23 protein-coding genes are annotated in these 24054 nt (G+C 58.0%); 18 read left to right on the plus strand and 5 right to left on the minus strand.

The window, feature by feature from the left end:
• The first annotated feature begins 6 nt into the window (after positions 1-6).
• The 6 genes from GH769_RS04735 to GH769_RS04760 all read left to right on the plus strand — a co-directional run bounded on the left by GH769_RS04735 (position 7) and on the right by GH769_RS04760 (position 6858).
• Complete coding sequence (locus tag GH769_RS04735) at positions 7-981, plus strand: NAD(P)-dependent oxidoreductase (RefSeq protein ID WP_014717629.1); 975 nt, start codon at positions 7-9, stop codon at positions 979-981.
• A 17-nt stretch (positions 982-998) separates the two neighbouring features.
• The gene (locus GH769_RS04740; RefSeq protein ID WP_014717630.1) at positions 999-2150 is read left to right on the plus strand and encodes a glycosyltransferase family 4 protein; all 1152 of its coding nucleotides are present in this window, start codon (positions 999-1001) and stop codon (positions 2148-2150) included.
• A gap of 84 nt (positions 2151-2234) precedes the next feature.
• A complete protein-coding gene (locus tag GH769_RS04745) occupies positions 2235-2831 on the plus strand; it encodes a sugar transferase (RefSeq protein WP_014717631.1) in 597 nt (198 codons plus the stop codon).
• Positions 2828-3451 (plus strand): acetyltransferase, encoded by a 624-nt coding sequence (locus tag GH769_RS04750; protein WP_014717632.1) that lies wholly within the window; start codon positions 2828-2830, stop codon positions 3449-3451. The genes GH769_RS04745 and GH769_RS04750 overlap by 4 nt, the downstream gene beginning before the upstream one ends.
• Positions 3452-3557: 106 nt before the next feature.
• The gene (locus GH769_RS04755) at positions 3558-4736 is read left to right on the plus strand and encodes a DegT/DnrJ/EryC1/StrS aminotransferase family protein (protein WP_014717633.1); all 1179 of its coding nucleotides are present in this window, start codon (positions 3558-3560) and stop codon (positions 4734-4736) included.
• A 127-nt stretch (positions 4737-4863) separates the two neighbouring features.
• Positions 4864-6858: a nucleoside-diphosphate sugar epimerase/dehydratase gene (locus GH769_RS04760; RefSeq protein WP_014717634.1), complete on the plus strand. Its 1995-nt coding sequence runs from the start codon at positions 4864-4866 to the stop codon at positions 6856-6858.
• Between the two features lie 238 nt (positions 6859-7096).
• Here the strand turns inward: GH769_RS04760 and GH769_RS04765 are convergent, their stop codons facing one another.
• A complete protein-coding gene (locus GH769_RS04765; protein WP_014717635.1) occupies positions 7097-7657 on the minus strand; it encodes a DapH/DapD/GlmU-related protein in 561 nt (186 codons plus the stop codon).
• A 521-nt stretch (positions 7658-8178) separates the two neighbouring features.
• Here GH769_RS04765 and GH769_RS04770 point away from each other — a divergent pair.
• From GH769_RS04770 to GH769_RS04780, 3 genes are all read left to right on the plus strand, one after another.
• Positions 8179-8511 carry a ComEA family DNA-binding protein gene (locus GH769_RS04770; protein ID WP_014717636.1) on the plus strand — a complete coding sequence of 111 codons (333 nt, stop codon included), beginning with the start codon at positions 8179-8181 and terminating at the stop codon, positions 8509-8511.
• Positions 8512-8650: 139 nt separating this feature from the next.
• A complete protein-coding gene (locus GH769_RS04775) occupies positions 8651-9295 on the plus strand; it encodes a GntR family transcriptional regulator (RefSeq protein ID WP_020302494.1) in 645 nt (214 codons plus the stop codon).
• Positions 9296-9309: 14 nt separating this feature from the next.
• Complete coding sequence (locus tag GH769_RS04780) at positions 9310-10158, plus strand: DUF1989 domain-containing protein (protein ID WP_014717638.1); 849 nt, start codon at positions 9310-9312, stop codon at positions 10156-10158.
• Positions 10159-10166: 8 nt separating this feature from the next.
• Here GH769_RS04780 and GH769_RS04785 read toward each other — a convergent pair whose 3' ends face one another.
• Together GH769_RS04785 and eat are read right to left on the minus strand one after the other, a co-directional pair.
• Entirely contained in the window at positions 10167-10334 is a 168-nt protein-coding gene (locus GH769_RS04785) for a DUF2897 family protein (protein ID WP_003172675.1), read from the minus strand.
• 111 nt (positions 10335-10445) lie between these two features.
• On the minus strand, positions 10446-11810 hold the full coding sequence (eat, locus tag GH769_RS04790; protein WP_014717639.1) for an ethanolamine permease: 1365 nt from the start codon (positions 11808-11810) through the stop codon (positions 10446-10448).
• 413 nt (positions 11811-12223) lie between these two features.
• Here eat and kdpF point away from each other — a divergent pair, with 413 nt between their 5' ends.
• The 6 genes from kdpF to GH769_RS04820 all read left to right on the plus strand — a co-directional run bounded on the left by kdpF (position 12224) and on the right by GH769_RS04820 (position 20327).
• Positions 12224-12313: a K(+)-transporting ATPase subunit F gene (gene kdpF / locus GH769_RS04795; protein ID WP_003218754.1), complete on the plus strand. Its 90-nt coding sequence runs from the start codon at positions 12224-12226 to the stop codon at positions 12311-12313.
• An 8-nt stretch (positions 12314-12321) separates the two neighbouring features.
• Positions 12322-14016 carry a potassium-transporting ATPase subunit KdpA gene (kdpA, locus tag GH769_RS04800; RefSeq protein WP_032902644.1) on the plus strand — a complete coding sequence of 565 codons (1695 nt, stop codon included), beginning with the start codon at positions 12322-12324 and terminating at the stop codon, positions 14014-14016.
• 15 nt (positions 14017-14031) lie between these two features.
• Positions 14032-16089, plus strand: coding sequence for a potassium-transporting ATPase subunit KdpB (kdpB, locus tag GH769_RS04805; RefSeq protein ID WP_020302492.1), 2058 nt, complete (start codon positions 14032-14034; stop codon positions 16087-16089).
• A 92-nt stretch (positions 16090-16181) separates the two neighbouring features.
• Positions 16182-16727, plus strand: a complete 546-nt coding sequence (kdpC, locus tag GH769_RS04810) for a potassium-transporting ATPase subunit KdpC (protein ID WP_014717642.1) — start codon at positions 16182-16184, stop codon at positions 16725-16727.
• A gap of 127 nt (positions 16728-16854) precedes the next feature.
• Positions 16855-19506, plus strand: coding sequence for a sensor histidine kinase KdpD (locus tag GH769_RS04815; RefSeq protein WP_032902642.1), 2652 nt, complete (start codon positions 16855-16857; stop codon positions 19504-19506).
• Between the two features lie 131 nt (positions 19507-19637).
• Positions 19638-20327: a response regulator gene (locus GH769_RS04820; protein WP_019821397.1), complete on the plus strand. Its 690-nt coding sequence runs from the start codon at positions 19638-19640 to the stop codon at positions 20325-20327.
• Between the two features lie 115 nt (positions 20328-20442).
• Here the strand turns inward: GH769_RS04820 and GH769_RS04825 are convergent, their stop codons facing one another.
• Positions 20443-21480: a patatin-like phospholipase family protein gene (locus GH769_RS04825; protein WP_003189836.1), complete on the minus strand. Its 1038-nt coding sequence runs from the start codon at positions 21478-21480 to the stop codon at positions 20443-20445.
• Positions 21481-21696: 216 nt separating this feature from the next.
• Here GH769_RS04825 and GH769_RS04830 point away from each other — a divergent pair, with 216 nt between their 5' ends.
• The 3 genes from GH769_RS04830 to GH769_RS04840 all read left to right on the plus strand — a co-directional run bounded on the left by GH769_RS04830 (position 21697) and on the right by GH769_RS04840 (position 23666).
• Positions 21697-21975 (plus strand): hypothetical protein, encoded by a 279-nt coding sequence (locus GH769_RS04830; protein ID WP_003189839.1) that lies wholly within the window; start codon positions 21697-21699, stop codon positions 21973-21975.
• A gap of 42 nt (positions 21976-22017) precedes the next feature.
• Positions 22018-22779 (plus strand): CHAD domain-containing protein, encoded by a 762-nt coding sequence (locus tag GH769_RS04835; protein ID WP_153649488.1) that lies wholly within the window; start codon positions 22018-22020, stop codon positions 22777-22779.
• Between the two features lie 89 nt (positions 22780-22868).
• Positions 22869-23666: an acyl-CoA thioesterase II gene (locus GH769_RS04840; protein WP_020302490.1), complete on the plus strand. Its 798-nt coding sequence runs from the start codon at positions 22869-22871 to the stop codon at positions 23664-23666.
• Positions 23667-23675: 9 nt separating this feature from the next.
• On the opposite strand, the gene GH769_RS04845 is transcribed toward GH769_RS04840, so the two are convergent.
• Positions 23676-24038 (minus strand): Mpo1-like protein, encoded by a 363-nt coding sequence (locus tag GH769_RS04845; RefSeq protein ID WP_003189844.1) that lies wholly within the window; start codon positions 24036-24038, stop codon positions 23676-23678.
• Positions 24039-24054 lie beyond the last annotated feature (16 nt).

Here is a 24054-nt window from a genome sequence, read left to right on the forward strand (position 1 = left end):
GTATGCATGAACGTTTCAATAACGGGGGGAAGTGGTTTTATCGGGAAGCTGCTGTTAGCAGCGTTATCTGCGCGTGGTGACCGTATTACTCAGCTTTCTCGTCGTGATGACATGCAGGGGGGGGCTGCGCGTTGCATTAAGGGCGACCTTGTATCAGGGGGGAAAGCACTGGTCGAATTTGTCCAGGGCTGCGACGTTGTTTACCATTGTGCAGGAGAAGTCAAAAATACAGCGCTGATGTACGCTCTGCATGTTGGGGGTACCAGAAACTTGCTTCAAGCGGTGAGCGAAGAAATCATGCGTACGGGCCGAGCCATTCATTGGGTCCAGCTCAGCAGCACTGGCGCATATGGGCCGCAAGCCAAAGGTGCATCTCTTCCCACAACCGTGGACGAGAGCTTCACTCCCGCCCCGGTCGGGGAGTATGAGGTGACCAAGACAATTGCTGATGAATTGGTTGTGGCTCTAGCCTCCATACAGCCCCTATTTACCTACACGATCATCAGACCCTCGATCGTCATTGGGAAAGACATGTCTAACCAGTCTTTCTTTCAAATGGCGAGTGTCGTACGCAAGCGATTATTCTTCTATATAGGCGTCGAAGGGGCTTTGTCCACCTATGTTCACGTGGACGATGTCGTCCGAGCGCTATTGATATGCTCAATTGATCGTAGGGCTGTCGGGGAGACGTTCATACTGTCAAATGACTGCCTATTGAAGGAGGTTATTGATCAAATGGCCAGGAGTCAGGGGGTGTCGATCCCGCGCTTGAGGTTGCCCGAACGAGGAGTACGAATATTGATTCGTCTACTTTCTCCTTTCATGCGATTGCCTTTGACCCCGGAGCGTGTGGATGCGTTAACTAAGCGTGTTGGCTACAGCGCCGCGCGTATCAAGAGCACCTTGGGCTTCGATTTTGGTAGCTCTATTCCTGAAGCTGTTCCTGGCTTGATTACAGCTCGAACTGAGCAAGTTTCCTGAATTTATGGTGGTAGCGCATGGCTCATCTTAAAAAAATCTGTATCGTCGCAACAGTGCCCGTCGCCCTCCGAGCGTTCATGCTTGAGCATGTGAATAAGCTGGCAGAAACCCACAGCATTACACTTATGGCAAATGGTACGGAGGCCGACGTAGTTGGAATGTTGGGTGAGAACGTCCGGTTCTTACCGCTTCCGATTGAAAGGCAAGTGTCACTGCTCAGCGACTTGAAGTCATTGATCGCGCTGTACCGGATCTTTTCTAAAGAGAAGTTCGACTGCGTTTTGTCGATCATGCCCAAGTCGGGCCTTCTTTCTATGTTGGCAGGATTCTTTGCGCGTACGCCTGTACGTGTGCATATTTTCACAGGCCAAGTCTGGTTTACCAAGCAGGGAATTGCGCGCATTGGACTCAAAAATCTGGATAGGCTGTTATCGTTCTGCGCTACCAGCTTACTAGCCGACAGCCCTTCTCAACGGGAGTTTCTTGTTTCGCAAAGAGTCGTCAGCCCGAGCAAAATCAGCGTCCTGGGTCAGGGGTCCATCAGTGGTGTTGACGTTGCGCGTTTCAAGCCGAGCGCGCAATTGCGTCGGGATATACGTGAATCGCTTGGCATACCTGAGGCGGATGTGGTTTATCTATTCATGGCGCGCCTTACCCATGTGAAGGGTGTTCCGGAATTGGGGCAGGCTTTCAGGGCCCTAGCTGCTAATCTGCCAAACGCCCACCTGTTGGTAGTGGGTCCCGATGAGGATGGCCTTGATGGTCGCCTGAAGGAGTTGATGGTACCGTTTGGTAACCGCTATCACCGGATTGGTTACACCCAAGTGCCAGAAAGCTACATGGCGGCTGCGGATGTATTTTGTATTCCCAGTTATCGTGAAGGCTTTAGCCTGGCGACGATCCAGGCAGCCGGTGTCGGCCTGCCTGCCATTGCGTCCCGGATTTATGGGCTGACTGACGCTGTGAAAGAGGGTGTGACGGGGATCTTTCACCGCGCGGGCTCGGTTGGTGAATTGAGCGCTGCCATCTTGAAGTTTTATTCCGATGAGGCAATGCGAAAGCGGATGTCCAAGGCCGCGGAGCTCAGGGCTCATAAAGATTTTTCTCAAGCATTCATTGTTCAAGAGATGTATAGCTATATAACATCCTTATTGAACAAGGCTCGCTAAGTGGCTATGGCAAGGCTTCTGTTGAGTTAGCCTGGGGTTCGAAACTCTAGTAATTGAATGGCATGATTTAATGTGGGTAGATGGATGAAACGGTGTTTTGATTTTTTCGCTTCTTTTGCCGCGTTGTTTTTTCTGTGGCCTGTCCTCGCGCTGGTTGCCTGGCGAATCAAGAAAAACCTCGGTTCGCCAGTCTTGTTCAGACAGGTAAGACCTGGCCTCAATGGCGTCCCTTTCGAGATGATAAAGTTTCGAACCATGCGCGATGCAACGGATGAACAGGGCAATACATTGCCTGATTCGGAGCGTATGACGCCTTTTGGCTCGTTTTTGCGCTCCTCCAGCTTGGACGAGCTACCTGGCTTATGGAATGTGCTCAAGGGTGATATGAGTCTGGTGGGGCCAAGGCCACTGTTGATGGAGTATCTGCCTTTGTATTCGCCTGAGCAGTTGCGTCGTCATGAGGTCCGTCCTGGCCTTAGCGGCTGGGCCCAAGTAAATGGACGCAATGCGATCAGTTGGGAGGAAAAGTTCAAGCTGGATGTGTGGTATGTGGACAACGCCAGCTTTTTGCTCGACCTCAAGATCATTTACCTGACGGTGAAGAAGGTGATTGTCAGGGACGGTATCAGTGCTGAAGGCGAGGCTACCATGTCCAAATTCACTGGAGGTGACCCCCTATGAAATTGGCTGTACTGGGGGCTAGTGGGCATGGCAAGGTGGTGGCTGATACAGCCCAAGCCTGCGGCTGGAAACAAGTAGATTTCTTTGATGACGCCTGGCCCACTCGGCAGCAAAATGGCCATTGGGAGGTCATCGGCGGTTCAGCCCAGCTGTTAACTCGCCTGGACGATTATGACGGGGTGTTCATCGCCATCGGTAATAATAGGATACGCTATGGCAAGTTGAACGAATTGAAATCAGTCGGCGCAAAGATCGTCTCGCTAATTCATCCCCATGCGGTCATCAGTCAATACGCCTCGATCGGTATCGGTTCTCTGGTTCTGGCTGGCGTCGTCGTCAATGTAGATGCTGTGATTGGTCGTGGTGTAATACTCAACACCGGCTGCAGTGTCGATCATGATTGTGTCATACACGATGGCGTGCATATTTGCCCAGGCGCACGGCTTGCTGGCGGGATTGAGGTTGGCAAGCTGAGTTGGGTTGGTATTGGGTCCAGCGTTCGACAGTCGCTACGCATAGGTACAGAAGTAGTGATTGGCGCCGGTGCGGCGGTAGTGACTGATATCGCTGACGCTTTGACGGTTGTCGGTGTACCTGCACGTGTTCTTTTCAAGACATGAGGCTTCGTGCTGTTCTAATTGGCTGCTCCGGACGATAATGTCATTCTTGCGGCGCCCCTGATAGTTCTTATTCTTCACTTAATTGTCATCTCGACGGGTATTCACAGTGCTAAATACACCTTTTTCTCCTTGGCCATCTTTCAGTCACGAAGAGGCCGATGCTGTCCGCGATGTGATTCTTTCCAATAAAGTCAACTATTGGACTGGGCAGGAAACCCGAACCTTTGAGAAGGAGTTCGCGGCTTGGTCGGAAACGGAATACGCGGTTGCGCTGGCCAACGGCACTGTAGCTCTGGATGTGGCATTCAAGGCGCTTGGGATCGGTAGCGGTGATGAGGTCATTGTTACGTCCCGTACGTTTCTGGCATCTGTTTCGAGTATTGTCAACACAGGTGCCGTGCCTGTATTCGCTGATATTGATTTAGATTCACAGAATATTACGGTCGAAACCATCCGTGCCGTATTGACCCCCCGTACTAGGGCTATCGTTTGTGTTCACTTGGCCGGCTGGCCATGTGATATGGATCCAATCATGGATCTTGCCGCAGAAAACGGCCTCAAGGTAATTGAAGACTGCGCGCAGGCGCACGGCGCGTTCTACAAAGGGCGTCGCGTCGGCTCGATCGGCCATATTGGCGCGTGGTCGTTTTGTCAGGACAAGATTATGACCACTGGGGGAGAAGGTGGCATGGTTACCACCAATGACCGCGAGTTATGGTCGTCGATGTGGTCATACAAGGATCATGGCAAGAGTTGGGAGGCCGTTTATGAGCGCCAGCATGCTCCCGGCTTCCGTTGGCTACACGAAAGTTTCGGCACTAATTGGCGGATGCTCGAAGTGCAGGCAGTGATAGGCAGGATCCAACTACGACGCATGGCTGATTGGGCAGCGCGCCGTAGTGCCAATGCGATGCGTATCTGGGATGCAGCCGGTCAGGTTGCTGGCCTGCGCGTCCCTCAAATACCCGCACATATCACTCATGCGGCATATAAATGCTATGTCTTTGTAGAGCCATCGTCTCTGAAGGACGGGTGGAATCGCGACCGAATTCTCGAAATGCTCGTTGCTCGAGGCGTCCCGGCGTTTTCCGGTTCCTGCTCTGAGGTTTATCTGGAAAAAGCTTTCGACAATACCGGATGGCGCCCCACTATTCGCTTACCTAATGCAGTTGAGCTAGGTGAGACCAGCCTGATGTTCCTGGTTCATCCAACGCTGACGGATAAGGAAATTGAGCTGACCTGTGAGGTCTTGGCGCAGGTAATGCGCGAGGCAACGGTAATATAGGTGCTGCAGGCTCTAATCTAATCAAAGAACCTGAGGTCCGGCATGTGATGAAGAATCAAGCCGTATTCAAACGTTCAATTGTTACATATGAATCGTTTCAGTTTTAGCAAGGGTGTTTAGAGGGGTTATGGATAAGATACGTGCGTACCTGGTGGGATTGCCCCGACGACAAAAACGCGTCCTGCAACTGATAACTGACGTGTTAGTGGTCTGGTTTGCGTTATGGATGGCTTTTGTAGTACGTCTTGGCGTAGATGAGATGATCAATCCTGTCGCGATGCACTTATGGCTGTTTATCTGCGCCCCGGTGGTTGCCATTCCCTTGTTTATCCGCTTTGGTATGTATCGTGCGGTGATGCGTTACTTCGGTAATGATGCGCTGATTGCGATTATCAAGGCTGTGAGCCTTTCGTCACTCATACTTGGTGTTGTTGTCTATTGGTACAGCAACCACCAAAATGTTGTCCCGCGCTCTATCATATTCAACTATTGGTGGCTAAGCCTCATCATGGTGGGCGGTCTGCGCTTGGGGATGCGTCAATATTTTCTGGGCGATTGGTTCGCCGCTGCACAACACGTGCCTTTCACCAATCGTGAGGATGGCTTGCCCCGTGTTGCTATCTACGGTGCTGGCGCAGCGGGTAATCAGTTGGTAGCAGCCCTGCGTATGGGTAGAGTGATGCGCCCGGTAGCATTCATCGACGACGACGCCAGTATCTCTGATCGTATTATTTCCGGTCTTCAGGTTTACAAGCCCAAACATATTCAGCGGATGATCGACGCCACAGGCGCTCAGGAAATTCTTTTGGCTATACCCTCGTCTAATCGTGGGCGTCGCCGGGAAATCCTCGGGTTTCTTGAAGGTTTCCCCCTGCATGTGCGCAGTGTCCCTGGCTTTATGGATTTGGCGAGCGGCAGGGTGAAGGTCGACGACATCCAGGAAGTTGATATCGCTGACCTTCTGGGCCGCGATGCCGTGCCTGCTCAAGACGAACTATTGGAGCATTGCATCAAAGGGCAGTGCGTTTTAGTGACCGGCGCTGGTGGTTCAATCGGCTCTGAGCTTTGTCGACAAATACTTGCTTTGCACCCTACGACACTGCTGTTGTTCGAACATAGTGAGTTCAACCTTTACAGCATTCTTTCCGAGCTTGAGCAACGTATTATTCGTGAGTCCTTACCGGTTAAGCTGTTGCCAATCCTGGGGTCCATACGTAATCCGTCCAAGCTAATCGACGTCATGAGCACTTGGCGGGTCGATACTGTGTATCACGCCGCTGCCTATAAGCATGTTCCGATGGTAGAACATAATATAGCCGAGGGAGTGTTCAATAATGTGATAGGTACGCTCAATACGGCGCAGGCTGCTTTACAGACTGGCGTTGCCAACTTTGTATTGATTTCAACAGACAAGGCCGTACGTCCGACCAATATCATGGGTAGCACGAAACGGTTGGCTGAGTTGGTCTTGCAGGCACTGAGCCGTGAAGTCGCCCCCGTATTGTTCGGCGATAATGACTGTTTACCCAGAGTCAATAAAACGCGCTTTACCATGGTTCGTTTCGGTAACGTACTTGGTTCTTCGGGTTCTGTGATCCCGCTGTTCCATAGACAGATCAAGTCGGGTGGACCCTTGACGGTGACTCACCCGAAGATTACCCGTTACTTCATGACAATCCCCGAAGCGGCGCAGTTGGTAATCCAAGCCGGCTCCATGGGCCATGGGGGAGATGTATTTGTGCTGGATATGGGAGAGCCCGTAAGAATCATCGAGCTGGCTGAGAAGATGATTCACTTGTCTGGTCTGAGTGTGCGCTCTGAGAAGAATCCTCATGGCGACATTGCCATCGAGTTTTCCGGCTTGCGTCCCGGCGAAAAACTGTATGAAGAGTTGCTGATCGGTGACAACGTAGTGGCTACCCAGCACCCGATGATCATGAGCGCTGATGAAGATAATCTCGCTTGGGATGTGCTCAAGGTCAAGTTGACGGAGTTGCTTTCTGCTTTGGACCAGGATGATTACACGCGTGTTCGGCAATTGCTGCGCGATACTGTCAGCGGCTATGCACCAGATGGCGAAATAGTTGATTGGATCTACCAGCAGCGTCGTCTTGAGCCTTAAGGACATGACTTTTATCGTGTGCGTCGGAAATGCCTCCTAGAGGCCTGCGTTGATGAGCATTGGCGGAGAATCTGGCCGTTAGCATCTCCTTAAGACTCATGCGCATCAACGGTAACCTGATCTGGTCCCCGGTAGCCTTGGCAAGCCCATCTGTGATTTATTCGTGGTATGGCTAACTGAGAGCGTATTCTATTCGGAATATCTGATGCCAGATTTCTGGCATCAGGGTGGTGCAAAATTATTTTTCCGATTCTAAATAATGTTTTTCGAACTCCAAAAGTTCTTGGCTTCGATTTTTAAGCCTTTTCGCCGGTACGCCGAAATAAATGCCCCAAGGGTCTGTCGACTTTGTAATCATTGACATTGCCCCTACTGAACAACCTTCTGCCAGCGTTACACCTGGCAAAACAATGGAGGAGGTGCCGATGATAACGTGACGACCGATATGTACCGGTAACTTTGCTTCGTTCTTGTACTGGCTGGGTACAGTTGGATTAGTCAGGGTTTTTCCGCTGTAATCATCGGATTGAGCAAAAACATGACAACCATATGCCAGGCCTGAGAAATCCTCCATGGTGATGCCAAGCTCGCCCCCCGCCACATTATTGAAAATGGCTATATGGACATTTCGCCCTAGTGTGACGGTTCCTGAGATAACACAAAAGTCATCAATGCGTGTATTGTCGCCGATTGAAATTCGATCACAGTTATATATTGAAGCCTTGTCGCTTATCTTTACATTTTTTCCAAGGCTTTTAAAGCCCATTTCTTTTAACTTTTCTTCTGGAATAAAAGCCATTTTGATAACTCTTTTAGTTTGCTGTGGTAATTTTTATAAGATGTATGTGTATGTGTATGGGTTTATAGAGGTGCATGCACTTCGTACAGTAATTGGACTCTTAAGACTTGTACGAGCAACGGCGTCCAAGATTATGAAATCATCTGCGGTGACGCTCCAATGGTGGGCGCAAAGAATGCTATGCCTTGCGCGCCACAGAGCTTTACTAGGTACTGTGCGATTCGATCGGCGATTTTTATCCGTTTGAAAAAAGCGTTCACACATTAGTTTTGGGCCTTGTGAGCACAGGTCTATGGCGTATTCCCATTGCGATTCTAGACCATGAGCGTTTCTATGTCCGTTGATATTCGAGGACACAATACCTAGCTTATCCGAATATTGGTCAAGGTGTACAAGAGCGAGTGTGACATGTTCACACCCTGTTACTCATCCATTTTTGACACCCTCGACCCATCGCCTAACGTGGAAAAGCAGCTTCGGAAAAGCTGCTTTTCTCTCACCGATGTCATGGAGCGTCATCAATGCAAAACCTCTACATATCCTCCCTAGTATTCGCCTTCCTCACCAGCCTCTCCGTCGCCACCAATGCTGCCCCTTCCGTCAAGCCAGAAGCCCCAACCCCAATCTCCACCCAAATGACCAAGTCTGAGCAATCCACCAAGGTCAACCTCAACGCAGCCGACGCCGAAACCCTGCGCCGCGATCTGTTCGGTATTGGTGCTTCCAAGGCGAAGGCAATCGTGGCTTATCGGGAAAGCAACGGTCCGTTCACAGCGGTGGATGAGTTACTGGAAGTGAAGGGCATCGGCAAGGCACTGCTGGAGAAGAATCGCGACAGGTTGGTTATTAATTGAGGATGTGAAATAGCTTAGAAGGCCGGTCAATGACCGGCCCTTTCTTTGTCGGAGGCGCGCGCCTTTAGACTTCCAAGCGATATTGGCATGAAACGTGATTACATCTCTCCAATGATTGTTCAACAATCCTGAGGTAGTGATGACGCTCAGCATGTCTTTAGCCGATCAAATAGCCCTGGAACTACGTGCCGACATAATCGGTGGGCGGTTATTGCGAGGTATGCCGTTAATCGAGAAGGATCTCGTCACCGCCTACAACGCCTCGCGCAACACTATCCGTGAAGCGCTGCATCGTCTGGGCCAGGAGGGCCTTACTCGCTATGTACGTATTAAGGGCGTAATGGTTCGGCGCCTGGAGCGGGAGGAAGTCCGCGATCTGTTTGTAGTCCGCCGCACCCTGGAATTGCAGGCCATAGCCCAAAGCGGCCCGCTGACGGACGCTCAATCAGGGCGTATGCAAAGCGCTATTGAGGCCACCACCCTGGCTCGTGAGCGTGAAGATTGGCGAGCGGTGGCCACCCACAGTCTGGTGTTCCATCAACAGATTGTTGCGTTGATGGCCAGCCCCCTGTTCGACGAGTTTTTCGCCCAGGTGATTGCCCAGTTACGCCTGGTGTTCTGCGCTGCACCTGACGAGCAACGTTTCCAGTCGCCCTGGCTGGAGCGCGATCAAGAGATATACGGCTTATTAGCCAGGCACAACAGACCAGCAGCCAGCGAGGCGATCAGCCTTTACCTGGATGACTCGGAACACCTTTCTCTCGCTTTGTTTGATCAACCTTGATGGAGGAGTGCCCCATGTACAAAGACTATCCCGCCGCGTACCAGGTCAGCAAAGGTTCGGCGTTGCAGGTGGATACGGCGTTCTATGAGCGCATTCGTGATCAGAAAACCCAGCGCACGTTGATCGAACAGTTCGAGGTGCCGATCCGCACGGGGAGGGCGTGGAAGGTGCCGGCCGGGCATGTGTTTCGTGTGACCACGCCGGTGGGTCCGCAGGTGGGGGATTTCAATGTCTGGAACGCTAACGACCCACGCGAACGTTTGTGGGCCGCGCGCACCCGGCAGCTTCAAGGCGCCCATGTCAGCACCCATGATCGGTTGTGGTCGAACCTGCCTTTTCTACGGCCCTTGGTCACGATCACCGATGACAGCCTGGCCAGCTACGGTATTGATGAGCACGGTGGGCGTTTGCACGATTTGTTGGGCACGCGATGCGACCCCTATGTGAACCGTATGTTGACCGGGGAGGACTTTCATCACCATTGCCACTCGAACCTGACGCGTGCGGTATTGCCCCATGGGCTGACGGAGTTCGATGTGCATGACGTGTTGAATATTTTCCAGTGCACCGGGCTCAATCAGGATGACATGTACTTCATGAAAGCCTGTCCGGCGAAGAAGGGCGATTACCTGGAGTTTTTTGCCGAGATTGATCTGCTCTGTGCGTTGTCGACGTGCCCTGGCGGGGATTTGTCGCTACCGATGTGGGGGCCGGATGCGCAGGATCCGCTGACGGTGTGCCGTCCGTTGGGGGTGGAGATCTACCGGTTGGAGGATGAGTTGCTCAATGGCTGGAGCCAACCGGAACGTGCTGCCTACAAGGGGCAGCACGGCTTGCATATTGCCAAGGCGGATTGGGAGTAACGCAATATTCAGCGATCCTGCGCATCCTTGGCATCTGCCTGCGCATTGCGCTCGGCTACGCGTTTACGTTGTTCGTCGGTGAGTTCCACCTTGTTGGCGCTGTCACGCAGCATCATCAGGCCACCGACGATCGACCCGATCGCTACTACCATAATCAACCATGCATACCACGGCATAAGACGCTCCTTGAGGCAGAGGTTCGTGGGAGAATTTTCCCACGGTAATCACTGCTTTGAGTGACGGGCTTTCTGAGTAGTTCAGTGTAGGCCCGTTCTGCCTCATAGGCGCTACTGTCCGGTCAACATTGCATCCGCCGGCGCATCGATGCGGTCTTGTGCGGTCATCTGGAAGTAGATAAAGCCCACCGCCATAAAGCCCAGGAAGATCAGCCCGATCAAGGCATTGAACCAGGCCATCGCCACCAGGCATACCACCGCTAGCGCCAGCGCAATGCCCGGCACGATGGGGTAGCCCGGCGCGCGGAAGGTGCGTTCCAGTAGTGGCTCGGTCTTACGCAGTTTGAACAGGCTGAGCATGCTCATGATGTACATGACGATGGCACCGAACACCGCCATGGTGATCATCGCGGCGGTCAGGGTCATGCCGCCCAGGTTGATCAGGCCGTCGCTGTAGATGGCGGCGATGCCCACCACGCCGCCGGCGAGGATGGCCCGGTGCGGTGTCTGGAAACGTGAGAGTTTGGCCAGGAAAGACGGCAGGTAACCGGCACGGGCCAGGGCGAAGAACTGGCGCGAGTAGCCGAGGATGATGCCGTGGAAGCTTGCTACCAGGCCGAACAGGCCAATCCATACCAGCATGTGCAACCAGCCGGAGCTGTCACCCACCACGGTTTTCATCGCCTGGGGCAGTGGGTCGTTGATGTTCGAGAGGGTGCGCCAGTCACCCACCCCGCCAGCGAAGAACATCACGCCCATGGCCAGGATCACCAGGGTGAGGATGCCGCTGATGTAGGCCTTCGGAATGGTGCGCTTGGGGTCCTTGGCTTCTTCGGCGGCCATGGCCGCGCCTTCGATGGCGAGGAAGAACCAGATCGCGAAGGGGATGGCGGCAAACATACCGGCAATCGCCGGGGCACTGAAGGTGTCGGAACCGGCCCAGCCATTGAGGGCAAAATTGCTGAAGCTGAACGCCGGGGCGACTACGCCCATGAATACCAGCAGTTCGGCGACGGCCAGCACGCAGACCACCAACTCAAAGGTGGCGGCAAGTTTCACCCCGAGGATATTCAGGCCCATGAACACGATATATGCACCGACGGCGGCGTGCTTGGGGTCGAGTGCCGGGAATTGCACGTTCAGGTACGCGCCAATGGCCAGGGCAATCGCGGGCGGGGCGAAGACGAATTCGATCAAAGTGGCCAGGCCGGCAATCAAGCCGCCTTTCTCACCGAAGGCGCGACGGCTGTAGGCAAAGGGGCCTCCGGCGTGGGGAATCGCAGTGGTCAGTTCGGTGAAGCTGAAGATAAAGCAGGTGTACATCGCGGCGACCATTAATGATGTCACCAGAAACCCTAAGGTCCCGGCGACGCCCCAGCCATAGCTCCAGCCGAAATATTCGCCGGAGATCACCAGCCCGACGGCGATGCCCCATAGGTGCAGGGTGCCCAAGGTGGGTTTGAGTTGTGTGTTCATTGTGGGGTGCTCCCTGAACCGTTTGGAATGATTCAAGGTGTTGCAGTGGTTATGCCAAGCCTCAGAACTATGTCGTAAAGCAGTGCCTATGTCGCCGGGGGGACGGTTTGGCGTTTGAATGTGGCATGAGTTGCACCACATAAGTGCGGTGGTGACTTGGCGGGCGCTTTCGCGGGCAAGCCCGCTCCCACACTTGACCGAGTGTTAACTGAAAGAACGCAGTCGAATGTGGGAGCCGGGCTTGCCCGCGAAGAGGCCCTCCCAGCCACTGCAAATCCCGCTGTAAACCCCGCGTAAACCCACTCTTTACGCCATCTTTACGCCCCACCCACCACCTCGCTCTCGTTCCTTTACACCCCTCCTGCGGACAATGCCCCCACACGCGGCAATCGCCGCAAGACGGGGAGACTTCCATGAGTGTTCTGGACGGGGTGTCACTGCTATTGGCCGTGGCGCTGTTCATTTATCTGCTGGTTGCGCTGTTACGCGCGGATCGGAACTAGGAGCGGCTATGCACAGTTATGACTATTGGCTGATCATCGCCTTCTTTGCCGTGGTACTGGTGCCGACTCCGTTCCTGGGGCGGTTCTACTACAAGGTGATGGAGGGCCAGCGCACCTGGCTCAGCCCGGTGCTGGGGCCGGTGGAAAGCGCCTGTTATCGCCTGTCGGGTGTGGACGCACAGCAGGAACAAAGCTGGCAGAAGTACATGCTGGCCTTGCTCGCATTCAACCTCGCCGGCTTCCTGCTGCTGTTCTCTATTCTGTTATTTCAAGGCTCCCTCCCGCTGAACCCGCAAAACCTGCCGGGCCAGGAATGGACCTTGGCGTTTAATACCGCCGTCAGTTTCATGACCAATACCAACTGGCAGAACTACAGCGGTGAGGCGTCCCTAAGTTATCTAAGTCAGATGGCCGGCCTCACGGTGCAGAACTTCGTCAGCGCCGCGACCGGCCTGGCCGTGCTGGTCGCACTTTGCCGTGGGATCGGGCGCAAATCTGCCCAGACCCTGGGTAACTTCTGGGTCGACATGACCCGCGCCACCCTCTACGGCCTGCTCCCGTTGTGCCTGGTGCTCGCACTGTTTCTGGTATGGCAGGGCGTGCCGCAAACCTTCGCCCACTATGTTGATGCCGTCACGCTGCAGGGCGTGGACCAAGTGATTCCCTTGGGCCCGGCCGCCAGCCAGATTGCGATCAAGCAATTGGGCACCAACGGCGGTGGCTTCTTCGGCGTGAACTCGGCGCATCCGTTCGAAGACCCGACCGCCTGGGCCAACCTGTTTGAAGTGGCCTCGATCATTCTGATTCCGGTGGCACTGGTGTTTACCTTCGGCCACTACGTCAAGGATCTGCGTCAGAGCAGGGCGATCCTCGCGTGCATGCTGGCGCTGTTCTTGATCGGCGGCGCGACGTCGCTGTGGTCCGAATACCAGCCCAACCCAACCCTGAACAACCCGGCCGTAGAGCAAACCGCCCCGCTTGAGGGCAAGGAAACACGCTTCGGCACCACCGGTACCGTGCTGTGGTCGGTGACCACTACCGCGGCGTCCAACGGCTCGGTCAATGGTATGCAAGACAGCCTCAGCCCTCTGAGTGGGATGGTGGCGCTGGTCAACATGATGGTCGGCGAAGTGATCTTCGGCGGTGTCGGTGCCGGGATGTACGGCATGTTGCTTAACGTGTTGATCGCGGTGTTCCTCGCCGGCCTGATGATCGGCCGCACCCCGGAATACCTGGGCAAGAAACTCCAGGCCAAGGAAGTGCAATTGCTGGTGGTGACCCTGCTGGTGATGCCGGTCGGCGTATTGGTGTTGAGTGCTATCGCCGCCAGCTTGCCCGGCCCGGCAGGCGCCATCAGTAACCCAGGCCCCCACGGCTTCAGCCAATTGCTCTACGCCTACACCTCGGCCAGTGCCAACAACGGTTCGGCGTTTGCTGGCCTCGGCGCTAACACCCCGTTCCATAACCTGATGCTTGGCCTGGGCATGTTGATCGGCCGCTTCGGCTACATCCTCCCGGTACTGGCCCTGGCCGGCAGTCTGGCGATGAAGAAAGCCGCGCCGATTGGCCAGAACAGCTTCCCCACCCATGGTGCGCTGTTCGTGACCCTGTTGACCGTGACCATTTTGTTGGTGGGCGGCCTGACTTTCCTGCCGACGCTGGCGTTGGGTCCCATCGCTGAACACTTGAGCATGGGCTTCTAGTTAAGGGATATGAAAATGAATATGCCTGCAAAAAACGCGGCCCCGGTCAAACCCCAGGAGCCTGCCAAAACCGCCATCTCGGCTCTCTGGCGCCCGGCGCTGGTCCAGGCGTTCGTCAAGCTCGACCCACGCCAACTGCAACGCTCGCCAGTGATGCTGGTGGTGGAGCTGACCGCCATCCTCACCACCGTGTTGTGCTTCGTGCCCGATACTACCGTGCCCACCTTTGTTGCGGTGCAAATCGCGGTGTGGCTGTGGTTCACCGTGCTGTTCGCCAACTTCGCCGAAGCCCTGGCCGAAGGCCGCGGCAAGGCCCGCGCCGACAGCCTCAAGGCTGGCAGCGAAGGCTTGAGCGCCCGACGCCAGGAAGCCGATGGCAGCTTCAAGGTGGTGCCGGCCACCAGCCTGCGCAAGGGCGATGTGGTACGTGTTGCCGCCGGGGAAATGATCCCCGGTGACGGCGAGGTCGTCGAAGGGATTGCGGCGGTCAACGAAGCGGCGATTACCGGCGAATCCGCCCCGGTGATCCGCGAGTCTGGCGGCGACCGCTCAGCGGTTACCGGCAACACGCGGTTGGTATCGGACTGGCTGCTCATCCGCATCACCGCTAACCCGGGCGAGTCCACCCTGGACCGTATGATCGCGCTGGTGGAAGGCGCCAAACGCCAGAAAACCCCCAACGAAGTCGCGCTGGATATTCTGCTGATCGGCCTGACCCTGATCTTTCTGCTGGTGGTGGTGACCCTGCAGCCGTTCGCCCACTTTGCCAATGGCAGCTTGCCGCTGGTGTTCCTGGTCGCACTGCTGGTGACGCTGATTCCCACCACCATTGGCGGCTTGTTGTCGGCCATCGGGATTGCCGGCATGGACCGCCTGGTGCGTCTCAACGTGATCGCCAAGTCTGGCCGCGCGGTAGAAGCGGCGGGGGATGTGCATGTGTTGCTGCTGGATAAGACCGGCACCATCACCTTTGGTAACCGCCGTTGCTCGGCCGTGGTGTCCGCGCCTGGCGTCAGTGGCCGGGAATTGGCCGAAGGCGCGCTGCTGGCGTCCCTGGCGGATGACACGGCGGAAGGCAAGTCCATCGTTGAATACCTGCGCGCCTTGCACCCCCAGGCCGAGCCGAGCCTGGAGGCGTTGACCGCCGTGCCCTTCAGCGCCGAGACCCGTTTGTCCGGTGTCGACTATCAGGGCCGTGTGTTCCGTAAAGGCGCGGTGGACTCGCTGCTGGCGTTTATCGGCCAGCAACGCAGCGACCTGCTGCCTGCGCTGTCGCGGGAAATCGACAAGATCGCCCAGAGCGGCGGCACGCCCTTGCTGGTGTGCGCCGATGGCAAGTTGCTGGGAGCGATCCATCTCAAGGACGTGGTCAAGCCCGGTATCCGCGAACGGTTTGCCGAGTTGCGCAAGCTGGGGATTCGTACCGTGATGGTCACTGGCGACAACCCGCTGACCGCCGCCGCGATTGCCGCTGAAGCGGGGGTGGACGATGTGCTGGCCGAAGCCACGCCAGAGAAGAAACTCGCGCGTATTCGTCATGAGCAGAACGATGGACGCCTGGTTGCCATGTGTGGCGATGGCGCCAACGATGCCCCGGCGCTGGCCCAGGCTGACGTCGGCATGGCGATGAACGACGGCACCCAGGCCGCGCGCGAAGCCGCCAACATGGTCGACCTCGACAGCGACCCGACCAAGCTGCTGGACGTGGTGCAGATCGGCAAGGAACTGCTGGTGACCCGTGGCGCGCTGACGACCTTTTCCATCGCCAACGACGTGGCCAAGTACTTCGCGATCCTGCCGGCGCTGTTCGCCTCGATCTACCCGCAACTGGGCGTGCTCAACATCATGCACTTGCAGAGCCCACAGAGCGCGATCCTCTCGGCCATCGTGTTCAACGCGCTGATTATCGTGGTGCTGATCCCATTGGCCCTGCGCGGTGTGCGCGTGCAGGCGGCGAGTGCGGCGGCGTTGTTGCGGCGCAATCTGCTGATCTACGGGCTGGGCGGGCTGTTGGTACCGTTCGTGGGCATCAAGGCCATCGACATGCTACTGACCGCGCTGCACCTGGTTTGACCTGGCCGCTGATCGTTCCCACGCTCCGCGTGGGAACGCCGCCGCCCCGGACGCTCCGCGTCCCACCGCACCACTGAATTGAGGAGTCTGAAATGTCCAACATCATCCGCCCGGCCCTGAGCTTGCTGGTACTCATGACCCTGATCACCGGCGTGGCCTACCCGCTGGTAGTCACCGGCGTGGCCCAAGTGGCCTTCCCAGATCAAGCCAATGGCAGCCTGGTGCGCGACGCCAGCGGCAAGGTGCGTGGCTCCAGCCTGATCGCCCAGGACTTCACTGGTGACCGCTGGTTTCACCCACGCCCGTCAGCCGGTGCTTTTGCCACCGTGTCCAGCAGTGCCAGTAACCTGGGCCCCAGCAATCCGGCCTTGGCGACTCGCATATTCGAGGACGCCAGCAAGCAGTCAGTGCCTGGCCAGGGCCCGGTGCCACTGGCCTCGCTGACAACCTCCGGCAGCGGCCTTGATCCACACTTGCCACCGCAGGCGATTGCCTATCAACTGGCGCGAGTGGCGGCGGCGCGAAATGTGCCGGTGTCGACCTTGCAGCGGTTGCTGGATGAGCACATCGAAAGCCCGTTGGTTGGCCCGCCCGTCGTAAATGTCCTGGCCCTGAACATGGCTTTGGAAACGTTGTAAGCCTTGCGACCGCCATCGCGGGCAAGCCCGGCTCCCACATTTGGAATGCATTCCACTGTGGGAGCCGGGCTTGCCCGCGATGGCGGCCTTGAAGACTCTCCATCAATACCTGAAGGAACCCCCGAGCATGAGCGACGCCGGCCGCGCCGATGCCCTGTTAGCCGATCTGCCCCGGGACGGCCGTGGCCGGCTTAAAGTCTTCCTCGGCGCCGCGCCCGGTGTGGGTAAGACCTACGCCATGCTCCAGGCGGCCCATACCCAACTGCGCCAGGGCGTGCGCCTGCTCGCTGGGGTGGTCGAAACCCACGGCCGCGCCGAGACCGAAGCCTTGCTCAGCGGCCTGCCGCAACAACCGCTGTTGCGCAGCGAATACCGTGGCGTGATGCTCGAAGAAATGGACCTCGACGGCCTACTCGCCGCCAAGCCAAAGCTGGTGCTGGTGGATGAACTGGCCCACAGCAACGCCCCCGGCAGCCGTCATGAAAAACGCTGGCAAGACATCCAGGAACTGCTCGCCGCCGGCATCAACGTGTTCACCACGGTCAACGTCCAGCACCTGGAAAGCCTCAACGACCAGGTGCGTGGCATCACCGGTGTGCAAGTGCGCGAAACCCTGCCGGACTGGGTGCTGCAAGAGGCCGACGAACTGTTGCTGATCGACCTGCCGTCTCGCGAGCTGCTCGAGCGCCTGCGTGACGGCAAGGTGTATGTGCCCGAACAGGCGCGTGCGGCCATCGATGCGTTTTTCACCCAGACCAACCTCATGGCCCTGCGCGAACTGGCCATGCAAACCGCCGCCGCCCACGTCGACGATGACTTGGCCCAGGGCTACCGCCAACTCGGCCAGGCCGCGCCGGCAGTGCGTGGGCGCCTGTTGGTCGGTGTGGATGGCGATGCGCAAGCCGAACGACTGGTGCGCCATGCCAGCCGCGTGGCCCAGCGTCGGCATTTGCCCTGGAGCCTGGTGCACATCGACAACGGCCGTGCTCGGGATGAGCAATCGCGCCTGCGCCTGCAAAACGCTCAGCAACTGGCAGAGCGGCTGGGCGGGGAAGTGGTGTTGCTGCGCGCCGGGGAAGTGGCCAAGACCCTGATCCAGCACGCCGTCGAACGCCGTGCCAGTTTAGTGCTGGTGGGGCAGTCACGGATGCGCTGGCGGCGGCGCTTGTTCGGTGGTGGCTTGGCGGCACGCCTGTTGCGCAATGCCCGCGGCTTGGAAATCAACGTCCTCGACAGCGATGACATGCCTGCACCGCCACGTCTGCCGGAGGTACGCGGGTTGGTGTGGTTCGATTACGCCCTGGCGGTGGTGGCCACCTTTGTCGCTGCCGCAGTGGCCTGGGCCGTGTCCAGTGCGTTGGCGCTGCCGAACATCTCTTTGGTATTTCTCGCCGCCGTGCTGCTGGTGGCGGTGCGCAGCAGTCTGGGGCCGTCCCTGGTGTGTGCGGCACTGTCGTTTTTGACTTACGATTTTCTGTTTATTCCGCCGAATTTTTCCTTCGCCATCCAGCGCGAAGAAGACGTGCTGACCCTGTTGTTCTTCCTGTTGATGGCAGCGTTGACCGGCAACCTCGCCGCACGCCAGCGCCGCCAGTTGCAGGCGTTGCGCGATACCCAGGAAGAAACCAGCGAGCTGCTCGACCTGTCGCGCAAGCTCACCGCTGCCACCGACCGCCAAGCTGTCATCAGTGCCGCCGCCCACCATCTGCAAGGTTGGAACGACCTCGACCTGTGCCTGATCAATCGCGACGGGCAGGGCGGCTGGAAGGTCGAGACCGGTGGCCCGTTGACCCTCACCGAAGCAGAACGCGCCGCCGCCGACTGGGCCTGGCAGCATGATCAGCCGGCCGGCATGGGCACCGGCACCTTGCCGTTTGGGCGTTGGTGGTGGTGGCCGTTGTCGGGTGAAGAGGGGCCCTTGGGGTTGCTGGGTGTCAGTGCCAAGCCTGGCCTGGAATTGAGCGGGCAACGTCGACGTTTACTCACCGCGTTGAGCCAACCGCTGGCCCAGGCGCTGGCGCGGGCACAACTGGGGCAGGAGCTGGAATCGGCGCGCCTGCACGGCGAAACCGAACAACTGCGCAGCGCTTTGCTCGCGTCGGTGTCTCACGATTTGCGCACGCCATTGACGTCCATGCGCGGCAGCATCGACAGCCTGCTGGCCCTGGGTGAAGCCATCCCGCTGGAGGATCGCCGCGAATTGCTCGAAGGCACCCGTGATGAAGCCGAGCGCCTGGACCGCTATATCCAGAACCTGCTGGACATGACACGCCTGGGTCATGGTGCGCTGAAACTGGCACGCGATTGGGTGTCGCCCGGCGATATTATCGGCAGTGCCCTTGGGCGACTGCGCGCCGTGCTGGCGCCGTTGCAGGTGAGCACCGATGTGCCGCCGGAGCTGCCTTTGTTGTATGTGCATGCGGCGTTGATTGAGCAGGCCTTGGTCAACGTGTTGGAAAACGCCGCACGGTTTTCGCCCCCCCAGGGCCGCTTGCAGTTGCGCGCTGGGGTGAAGGATGAGCAGTTGTTTTTTGCCGTGGCGGATGAAGGACCGGGGATTCCCGAGGAGGAGCGGGCGAAGATTTTCGACATGTTCTACACCGCTGCCCGTGGTGATCGAGGCGGACAGGGCACCGGCCTCGGCTTGGCGATCTGCCAGGGCATGGTCGGCGCGCACGGCGGGCATATCAGCGTGGCCGATGGCATTGACGGGCGGGGCACCTGCATCACTTTGTTTCTGCCGTTGCCGACACCACCTGTCCTGGAACACAACCTGTAGGAGCGAGCTTGCTCGCGAAGGTCGTTAACGATAATGATGACGTCCTGAATGCACGCGGTGCCTAGAGGTTTTTCGCGAGCAAGCTCGCTCCTACAGGGGGGTGATTTTTTAATGGGTTTTGATGAGACACCATGAGCCAGACCGCGACGATTCTTGTCATTGATGACGAACCGCAGATCCGCAAATTCCTGCGCATCAGCCTGGCTTCCCAAGGCTATAAGGTCATCGAAGCCGGCACCGGCAACGAAGGCCTGGCCCAGGCGGCCTTGAGCAAACCGGATTTGCTGGTGCTCGACCTGGGCCTGCCCGACATGGACGGCCAACAGGTGCTGCGCGAGTTTCGCGAATGGTCCACGGTGCCGGTGCTGGTGCTGTCGGTGCGGGCCAGCGAAGGTCAGAAGGTCGAGGCCCTCGACGGTGGCGCCAATGACTACGTGACCAAACCGTTCGGCATCCAGGAGTTTCTTGCCCGTGTGCGTGCACTGTTGCGCCAGGCACCGGCCGGAGAGGCCCAGGAAGCCGCCTTGAATTTTGGCCCGTTGACGGTCGACCTGGCCTATCGTCGCGTGCTGCTCGACGGAGCTGAAGTGGCGCTGACCCGCAAGGAATACGCAGTGCTGGCGCAGTTGGCACGCCACCCGGGGCGGGTGATTACCCAACAGCAATTGCTCAAGGACATCTGGGGGCCAACCCATACCGAGGACAGCCACTACCTGCGGATCGTGGTGGGGCACCTGCGCCAGAAGCTGGCGGATGACCCGACCCGGCCACGGTTTATCGTGACTGAGGCGGGGGTGGGGTATCGGTTGCTAGGTGCCTGAATCTGTGGTGCCTGCGCTGGCGCCATCGCAGGCAAGCCAGCTCCCACAGTTGAAATACATGCCCCTGTGGGAGCCGGGCTTGCCCGCGATGAGGCCATCCGCAACACCCACACGCTCAACTCTGTTCGCTTTCATACCGATCCAACGTATCACTGGCAATCTCCCGCCCCAAAGCGATCAACTCCGGCGCTTTATAGAACTCGAAAAACCGGCACACCCGCTTCGGCACGTTGATCAGCACATCGGGCGGATACCCAGCGATCTTGTATTGCGCCAAGGAGGTTTGCATCACCTCGAAACTTTGGTTGATCAGGTCCAACAGCGATGCAGGCCCGACGTTGTCGATGATGAACGAGCCGGTCGCCGACTTCGGTGCGCCAGCTTTCTCCGGCGCCGCGGCAGGTTGCTGGGCTTCGGGTTCGGCAGACTCCAGCCACGGGTTGATTTCGGCGGCCTGGGCCTGCAAGGCTTCTTGTTCCAGTTTCATCAACTGCTCGGCCTGTTTGCGGCGAAACGGCAGGTGCGAACCCAGTGACTTGGCCAGGCTGTTGAAGCGGCTCTTGAACGCTGGCGGGCGCTGGATCACCGGCAATTGATAGTGCTTCTGGTTGGTGGCGTTGAGGTTGACCGCAATGATCAAGTCACAGTGGCTCGACACCACCGGCACGATGGGCAGCGGGTTGAGCAGGCCGCCGTCCACCAGCATACGGTTGCCTTGCATCACTGGGGTGAACAGGCTGGGGATGGCCGCCGAGGCGCGCATGGCCTGGTGCAGGCAGCCTTCCTGGAACCAGATCTCCTGTTGGTTGGTGAGGTCGGTGGCGACGGCGGTGTAGGGGATGCGCAGCTCCTCGATATTGATATCGCCGACGATCTTGCGGATTTGCCCGAACACCTTCTCACCGCGAATCGCTCCCAGGCGAAAGCTCACGTCCACCAGGCGCAAGACGTCGAGGTAGTCCAGGCTTTCGATCCAGTTGCGGTACTCGTCGAGCTTGCCGGCAGCGTAGATCCCACCCACCACGGCGCCCATGGAACAGCCGGCGATACAGGCGATGTCATAGCCGCGTCGTTCGATTTCCTCGATCACCCCTATATGGGCGTAGCCCCTGGCGCCACCGGAGCCCAGCACTAAGGCAACACGTTTCTTCATGGCCAGATCCTTCGCAAAACAGGGGCCCACAATGCACCCATCAAGGGGCCTGCTTCAATCCTTGCTGACAGCGCGCAAGATTTTTCCAGGCTGGCGATCAGGCTCGGGTATGCTCTGGCAATAGGTACTACCGATTTCAGGCTAAGGACAAGGCACTTTTCCCTGTAGGCAACGTCTACAGGCTACGACTGAATTTGTATATTTGAGGTGTCATCAATGAAAGCCTGGATCTGTGTGCCTGTGATCGTGCTGGCCTTGGCTGGTTGTGCCGGGAAAACCGCGTATCGCGACAGCTGTGGCTCGCAATTGGACGCCGCCTGGAAAGAACTGGACCTGGCCAAGGCCGAAGGTTTTGCCGGCACTGTCAGCTACTCCAAGGCGTTGTCGCTGTTGACTGGCGCCAAGACTCAGCAGCAGTTTGAAGCGTTCGAGGGCTGCTCCAACAAGGCCGAGAAAGCGCGGTTCTACATTCGTGAGTCTCGCGCCGGGCGATGACCCCGCAGCGGGCAGGATTTTTCATCGGAAAGTGAGGGCAGGATGTCAGCGTTGGTCAATCAGTTAGTCGCTCAGGTCATTGGCCTGGAAGTAGGGTTACTGAGCTGCCAGGCTCGCCTCGCCGCCGTCACTGACGATGAAGCCTTGCATGATTTGCGCACCACTGTGCGACGCCTGCGCAGCCTGTTGCGCCCTTTGCGCGGGCTGCCCGGTGTCGAACAGCTTGAATTGGCCGCCAGCACGGTTGGCCAACTGACTACGCCGCTACGCGACCGAGAGGTGCTGGCGGCGTATTTGCATCAGCACGGTTATCACGACGCGGCTGATCGACGCCTGCGTCTGCAGCCCGAGGCTTATCGCCAGGTGACGCAAAGCCCGGAGCTGGCGCACTTGCTGCTGATCCTGGATGCGTTCCCACGGTTTATCCGCGCATCCCAGCACCAGAAACTGCTCAAGGGTTTGCGCCCGCGTATCCAGAAACGCCTGGCCAAGCAATGGCAGGCACTCGATGGCGCCTTGAAGGACCCCGATCATGACCGCCACCGGCTACGGTTGCTGATCAAGCGTGTGCGCTATGCCGCCGAGGCGTATCCCGAGCTGGACAAATTACCCACCAACGCCCTGTCGCACTTGAAGAAGGCCCAGAGTGCGCTGGGTAACTGGCATGACTGTTGGCAGTGGCTGGCCCAGGCCGGCCATGAGCCAGACCTGCAACCCTGCGTAGCAGTGTGGCAGCGCACCATGCTCAAGGCGCAAGGCAAGGCCGACCGTGTGCTGGACACGCTCAGCGCCGAGTGTTTTTAAACCGGTCCGGTTTTTGGCCGGAATGGGCGCTGTGCCTGTGCAATTCGATGGTTAAGATTCCTCCAGGATTTTCTTGATGTGAGGTCGCCATGCGCTTTAGTGATTTGCTCGACGCTGCCCGTAGCAATCCGCTGGATGTCACCATCCCTGCCGAATGGGCCCAGGGCCGGGCCACCTTTGGCGGGCTGGTCGCTGCCTTGCAGTACGAGGCGCTGCGCGCCCAGGTGCCGGCGGACCGACCGCTGCGCTCGCTGGCCATCACCTTTGTCGGCCCGGTAGCGCCGGATGTACCTGCCAGCTATCAAGTCGAAGTGCTGCGCGAAGGCAAGGCGGTCAGCCAGTTGCTGGGGCGCGTGGTGCAGAACGGTGAAGTGGCGACCCTGGTCCAGGCCAGTTTTGGCGCCTCTCGCCCCTCCGAAATTGACGTGGCAAGTGAGCCGCCACCGGTATTCAAACATTGGGATGAGTGCCAGGAACTGCCCTATATCAAGGGCGTTACCCCCGAATTCATGCGTCATTTGGCAATGCGCTGGAGTGTCGGTGGCCTGCCGTTTACCGGCAATAAATCCCGCGACATGGGCGGCTGGGTACGGTTGCGGGGGGATGTGAAAGAGGAGCCACTGACCGAGGCGCATATCCTCGCCCTGGTCGACGCCTGGCCGCCGGCGTTGCTGCCACACCTGAAAAAGCCCGCGCCGGGCAGCACCCTGACCTGGACCATCGAGTTCATCCAGCCGCTGCAATACCTGACCACCCTCGACTGGTGCCAGTACCACGTCAACATCGAACACGCCCGCGACGGCTATGGCCACGCTGCCGCTGCCTTGTGGAGCCCGACCGGCAAGTTGATCGCTCTCAGCCGCCAGACCGTGGTGGTGTTCGCCTGAACCCGCCGGTCAGTGGTGGTGCCGCTGCCGCCAGGCGCGCCACCAGCCACCGCTGAGCACAAAGCGCGGGAAGGTCACGAACTGCTCAACCACCAGGCGCTGCACCGCATCTTTGCGATCACTGAACGGCTCACTGGCCTGGGCTTCCAGGCTATGGCCGTGACGCTGCAACGCCAGGCCCGCGACAATGCCAATCACACCGACCGCGAAGCTGGCCAGGCTGAGGCTGAACACGCCCGACACGATCAGTAGGAAACCGACGATAAACAGCGGCACGGCAATCAGGTGCAACGCCAGGTTGGTTGGGTGCTGATGGTTCTGTGGGTACTGACGCCATTGCCAGGCGGGGAGATTGGGGTGACGTTTGCCCATGGTGGTGAATCCTCTG

Origin of the sequence: Pseudomonas sp. CFSAN084952 (genome assembly GCF_009648855.1) — a bacterium.
Taxonomy (GTDB): domain Bacteria; phylum Pseudomonadota; class Gammaproteobacteria; order Pseudomonadales; family Pseudomonadaceae; genus Aquipseudomonas; species Aquipseudomonas paracarnis.

Bases quoted from the DNA above. Each gene is read 5' to 3' on its own strand.
- GH769_RS04815 (WP_032902642.1), top strand. From the start codon at position 16,855: ATGAGCGACGCCGGCCGCGCCGATGCCCTGTTAGCCGATCTGCCCCGG.
- GH769_RS04780 (WP_014717638.1), top strand. From the start codon at position 9,310: ATGTACAAAGACTATCCCGCCGCGTACCAGGTCAGCAAAGGTTCGGCG.
- kdpF (WP_003218754.1), top strand. From the start codon at position 12,224: ATGAGTGTTCTGGACGGGGTGTCACTGCTATTGGCCGTGGCGCTGTTC.
- GH769_RS04775 (WP_020302494.1), top strand. From the start codon at position 8,651: ATGACGCTCAGCATGTCTTTAGCCGATCAAATAGCCCTGGAACTACGT.
- GH769_RS04735 (WP_014717629.1), top strand. From the start codon at position 7: ATGAACGTTTCAATAACGGGGGGAAGTGGTTTTATCGGGAAGCTGCTG.
- GH769_RS04745 (WP_014717631.1), top strand. From the start codon at position 2,235: ATGAAACGGTGTTTTGATTTTTTCGCTTCTTTTGCCGCGTTGTTTTTT.
- GH769_RS04765 (WP_014717635.1), bottom strand. From the start codon at position 7,657: ATGGCTTTTATTCCAGAAGAAAAGTTAAAAGAAATGGGCTTTAAAAGC.
- kdpA (WP_032902644.1), top strand. From the start codon at position 12,322: ATGCACAGTTATGACTATTGGCTGATCATCGCCTTCTTTGCCGTGGTA.
- GH769_RS04840 (WP_020302490.1), top strand. From the start codon at position 22,869: ATGCGCTTTAGTGATTTGCTCGACGCTGCCCGTAGCAATCCGCTGGAT.
- GH769_RS04750 (WP_014717632.1), top strand. From the start codon at position 2,828: ATGAAATTGGCTGTACTGGGGGCTAGTGGGCATGGCAAGGTGGTGGCT.
- GH769_RS04835 (WP_153649488.1), top strand. From the start codon at position 22,018: ATGTCAGCGTTGGTCAATCAGTTAGTCGCTCAGGTCATTGGCCTGGAA.
- GH769_RS04770 (WP_014717636.1), top strand. From the start codon at position 8,179: ATGCAAAACCTCTACATATCCTCCCTAGTATTCGCCTTCCTCACCAGC.
- GH769_RS04825 (WP_003189836.1), bottom strand. From the start codon at position 21,480: ATGAAGAAACGTGTTGCCTTAGTGCTGGGCTCCGGTGGCGCCAGGGGC.
- GH769_RS04830 (WP_003189839.1), top strand. From the start codon at position 21,697: ATGAAAGCCTGGATCTGTGTGCCTGTGATCGTGCTGGCCTTGGCTGGT.
- GH769_RS04845 (WP_003189844.1), bottom strand. From the start codon at position 24,038: ATGGGCAAACGTCACCCCAATCTCCCCGCCTGGCAATGGCGTCAGTAC.
- kdpB (WP_020302492.1), top strand. From the start codon at position 14,032: ATGAATATGCCTGCAAAAAACGCGGCCCCGGTCAAACCCCAGGAGCCT.
- kdpC (WP_014717642.1), top strand. From the start codon at position 16,182: ATGTCCAACATCATCCGCCCGGCCCTGAGCTTGCTGGTACTCATGACC.
- GH769_RS04785 (WP_003172675.1), bottom strand. From the start codon at position 10,334: ATGCCGTGGTATGCATGGTTGATTATGGTAGTAGCGATCGGGTCGATC.
- GH769_RS04760 (WP_014717634.1), top strand. From the start codon at position 4,864: ATGGATAAGATACGTGCGTACCTGGTGGGATTGCCCCGACGACAAAAA.
- GH769_RS04740 (WP_014717630.1), top strand. From the start codon at position 999: ATGGCTCATCTTAAAAAAATCTGTATCGTCGCAACAGTGCCCGTCGCC.
- GH769_RS04820 (WP_019821397.1), top strand. From the start codon at position 19,638: ATGAGCCAGACCGCGACGATTCTTGTCATTGATGACGAACCGCAGATC.
- eat (WP_014717639.1), bottom strand. From the start codon at position 11,810: ATGAACACACAACTCAAACCCACCTTGGGCACCCTGCACCTATGGGGC.